Below are 4,131 nucleotides of genomic sequence, written 5' to 3' on the forward strand. Positions count from 1 at the left end.
TTTTAGCAAAGAGGGTATCATTAGAATTGTCAACTGTAGTAGTGGAGGTTCAGGTAGGCTTGCTGTTGTCTTACAACATGCAGGGCAATTAAAAGCACGGGGCTTTACTAATCAATTAATTATTGAAGCGATTTGCTACCTTGGGAAAAGCAGCCTCCATCCTGAGGTGACACTGGAAAACATTCATGTCCAGCTAGCCCTTGTTAAGCAATTTAGGCGGTTAAGAAAAGATTTTTTTTGCTATTTTGAAACCGAACGAATGCAGCAATTAGCCTGTTACCGTCACCCAGACAGCAATAAACCTTTTAGCGCAATTCTTGATTTTACGAAAACAGACAGCCAGGACGTTACTAGGCAGGCCTTCGCCCGTCTTTTTGCCCAATATATGAACAAGGAATATGCCGCACGTAAGGTCGAAGGAACGCTTGAAATTGACGATAATCACTTTAGAGTCGAAAATGATGCCCAGGTCTTTATCAGTTCCTACGGTTCCTTTTATGAGTTTGTGGATGGTGAGGGTGTATCTCTTCCTTTTCCAGCCAATATCGAAAAGCTCCCTGCATTGCCGCTGATGTTAAATTCAATACCGAAAACAGAGCGCAGCTTTATCGACGAATGGCTTGAACAAGAACTTATGGAGGCAGCGCCCTTGACAAAGCAGACTGATGCTCCTGAAATCAACAACCTGGTTTGTCAACTGCAGCAGGAGTTAGGTGGCTCTTCTCCATCCCAACCAACTTTAATGAGGCGCCGCAGGCAGGAAACCACTCCGGAAACAAAAGAGCCGCGCCCAGCTAAAAGACAACGACGAGGTGATGCTAGCGAGCCACTTTCTCTTTGTTTGCTGAACGCTTTGCCCCAACCAACTCAGTTTCTCGGCTTGCACTTTACATTAGAAGCAGAACTTGGTTTAGCATTACAGTCGCACACCAAACAACAGCAACAAGACATGGGGATTGAACGTGTCACTAAATGCCGCGGAAAACCGCTTTATATGGTAAAGTTGGCAAACCTTGAACGATATGGCGGATTTTTAGCATGCTTCGGTAGAAAAGAAAATGCCCACGTCCCCACTTCAGAAACACCCTTCTTGGCACGTCCTAGCCCACAAAATACAATACCTTTTAATGAGCTTAATGAGTACGCAATCACCCAAACTTATCCTGAGCATGAATGCACTGAACAAACGCAAGGAAATCAGGACGAGGAAATTGAGCATCTCGAAAAAGAACTTTTTGCTGCTCCCACTCCCTTATTGCCGAATGAAGAAGATGAAGTCAGGATACTCTCGCAATTAATTCAACAAGGGCGCCCAATCACCTTTTTTCAATCGGGTACTAAGCGCCAACGAGTAGAGACAGCAGTGTCAATTAAAACTTTTGCCCCTGAAAAAAAAGTAGATTTGTCGAATTTTAGGCGCAAAACATCTCGTTAGCGGCGTGGCCCAAATTTCCTTTGCTTTATGAAATTGGAATTTCCGATGAGAAGCTGAATTGGTGTAGCGACCGAGGGCCACCGCAAAGAGATTTCTAATTGTTCCCATGAGTGCTATGACGCTTTGCGCCCCTGCTGTTGATTTGAAACGAATGAGGCATTTTTCTTTTCTGCGCGTGGGTTGATGGGCATTTTCCATCCGGTTATTGAGCCCTTTATGTGAGCGATGCTCGACTCCTTTGCACATCTGGCGAATAGCCTTAAATAGCTTCTTAGCTTGTCAGTTATGATAACCCTAGGCTTAGGGTATGCGCTTAATAAGCGAGATAGGAAGCGGATGGCCGCCTTTTTATTACGTCGCTTTTGCAGAGACACATCCAGCTCATAATCCTTATCATCCACAGCACGCCATAAGTAATAAAGCGCGCCACGAATGCGCAGTTGTTGCTCATCTAGATGTCATTTATCTGACTGTATGGATTCTCGTTTCTTAATCACGTTCTTAAAGTGAGGAGCAAATTTAATGTACCATTGTCTTATCGTCTCATAACTTACGTCAATGCCTCGATATAATAAGCGCTCAAGACATCCCGGTAGCTGTCATTAAACCGATGGTAACTCCTTATAAGCTCAACTGGATAACGGTATTCTTTTCGTATCTTTTCGACTTCTTTCCAGCATCACGATCTTCCTGATAATAAATTACAGTCTAGTGCAAAAGTTTAGTTGACGATGCCCGCTGCACTATTTTCGTAAGCAAATTAATCTTTTTTAAGCAGAAAAAAGCCTGGTTATCCTTGGTTGAACTGGAGATGTGGGAAAACCCATACTATGCTAAATAAAGAATTGTATAATATTTGCTCGTGGAATTTTTATGAATACAGTGTACTCTAATTGGGTGAAAAAGCTTAAGCCTTTGCAATGGTCAGCAACATCAACGGTTCATTTCCCTAAAAATAAGCTAAATCTGCATAGTGTGCTTACCGAAGAATTTAGTTCCCATGAGTTAGCCACGTTTTATGACGATTTAGGAACGCGATTAGCAATCCCTCAGGGGGCGATTATTTTTCATGAACATGATGAGCCCGATGCGTTTTATATTATTCTTGAAGGTGAGGCGGAGGTTTATATTAATACGGAGCATCACTTGCATGGCAAACGTTCGCATGTATTGGTCACCTTAAAAAAAGGTGACATTATTGGTGATATGGCGCTGATTGAAAATAAGCCGCGTTCTGCGTCACTTAGGGCTAAATCAGACTTATCGGTATTAAGTTTTCAGTTAGCCGAGGTGAAAAAACATCCTCATATCCTTTTGCTTTTAACGCGTAATATGGCAAAAATGCTATCGGAAAAACTCCGTTATACGAATCAAATTACGGTAAAGAAAATGGAGGAAAGTTTAGAGCAAGCGCAAGCGCGCAACGTGCTTGGTGTCTTTATGGTCGCGATGTTCTGGTTAATCAGTCTTTATACCATATCACTTACCTCCTTGATTGGTATAGAAAAAGAATTAACCAATACGACTTTTCTTTCGGTTGGCCTGATTTTCTTTTTTGCACTCGGTATTATTGGTGCAATGCGCTTCACGGGCTTGCCCTTAAAACAGTTTGGGATTACTACTGAACAGTGGCCAAAGAAAGTAGGGCAATCGGTGCTTTATTCATTGCCGGTGATGATTTTTTTTCTCCTTCTTAAAGTGTATATCGTTTATTTTGGTGCCAATCCTCAGCATGTCGGCGTTTTTTCTGGTTTTGCCGAAGGGATGGAGAATGGGCAATTTAGCTGGAAACTCTATTTAACGGTGGTGTGTTTATACTCCGTTTTTTCACCTGTTCAGGAGTTAGTGGCTCGCAGTGCCTTGCAATCTACTTTTTTTTCTTTTCTACCTGGCAATGAAATGTTTCGCAAATGGAATGCCATTTTGTTATCGAATCTTATTTTTTCCTCAGTCCATTCGCATTTGAGTTTAACCTTTGCCGCATTAACGTTTATTCCTGGCTTGTTTTGGGGTTGGTTATTCCATAAGGAAAACTCATTCATAGGCGTCTCTGTTTCCCATATTCTCATTGGGGTATGGGGAATCTTTATAATTGGCGCTAAAGGCATTATCTATTAGGGGTAGTTATGGATAATTGCTTAATTATTCTTCGAGGTTCTATTCACTTAGGGCCATGGTATTATGTTCTTTCTTGATTTTATCCCAGGCAGTAAGTAGTGCGACGGTCACTGCAAACAGCGTTAATAAGTATGCTAAGCTTGGTTTACTTGTACTTAAGATGCCAGTAAGCAGGATGTTAATCACATAATAATTTACGATAAAGCTACCGCTTATATAGAGCAGGCAACTAAACAAATAGATCTTGTACCAACGATGCTCTTTTGTTTTTGCCGATTTTTTGTGTTTACCCTGAAACAAATTAATTAACCACATCAGTGAGGATTCGCGTAAATTATCTTGTCCCGATAGATCCATGAGCATATAGTAACCATCAAACTCCAAAATTGGATCTAAATTCAAATAGGCTAATAAATATTTATAAAATGCAAACAGCCATAAGAAAATCATCAAGAACGGGTTCGTAGCAAATAGAGCGAATAAACTTGCGACACCCGCTAAAGTGAAATCAACAAATAGACCCGCAAAATCTACGGCAAGCCTTTGGTTTTTTTTTGCCAGCCACATGTCACTCGTAT

The 4,131-nt window shown here is 41.4% G+C and carries 4 protein-coding genes; 2 read left to right on the plus strand and 2 right to left on the minus strand.

Annotation, left to right across the window (positions count from 1 at the left end; all coding sequences use genetic code 11):
• On the plus strand, positions 1 to 1,435 hold a 1,435-nt coding region (locus tag LDG_RS19760; protein ID WP_040536347.1), incomplete at its 5' end, for a hypothetical protein.
• Positions 1,436 to 1,548: 113 nt separating this feature from the next.
• Here LDG_RS19760 and LDG_RS20765 read toward each other — a convergent pair.
• Positions 1,549 to 1,836 carry a DDE-type integrase/transposase/recombinase gene (locus LDG_RS20765; protein WP_407635281.1) on the minus strand — a complete coding sequence of 96 codons (288 nt, stop codon included), beginning with the start codon at positions 1,834 to 1,836 and terminating at the stop codon, positions 1,549 to 1,551.
• A gap of 472 nt (positions 1,837 to 2,308) precedes the next feature.
• Here LDG_RS20765 and LDG_RS16180 point away from each other — a divergent pair, with 472 nt between their 5' ends.
• Positions 2,309 to 3,553, plus strand: a complete 1,245-nt coding sequence (locus tag LDG_RS16180) for a cyclic nucleotide-binding domain-containing protein (RefSeq protein ID WP_006872526.1) — start codon at positions 2,309 to 2,311, stop codon at positions 3,551 to 3,553.
• Positions 3,554 to 3,592: 39 nt separating this feature from the next.
• Here the strand turns inward: LDG_RS16180 and LDG_RS18710 are convergent.
• Positions 3,593 to 4,131, minus strand: a 539-nt coding sequence (locus tag LDG_RS18710; RefSeq protein WP_233491585.1) for a hypothetical protein, incomplete at its 5' end; no start/stop codon positions are given.

Origin of the sequence: Legionella drancourtii LLAP12 (genome assembly GCF_000162755.2) — a bacterium.
GTDB lineage: Bacteria > Pseudomonadota > Gammaproteobacteria > Legionellales > Legionellaceae > Legionella > Legionella drancourtii.

What these genes read in the sequence shown, in the direction of transcription:
- LDG_RS16180 (WP_006872526.1), top strand. Translation starts at nt 2,309, where the DNA reads ATGAATACAGTGTACTCTAATTGGGTGAAAAAGCTTAAGCCTTTGCAA.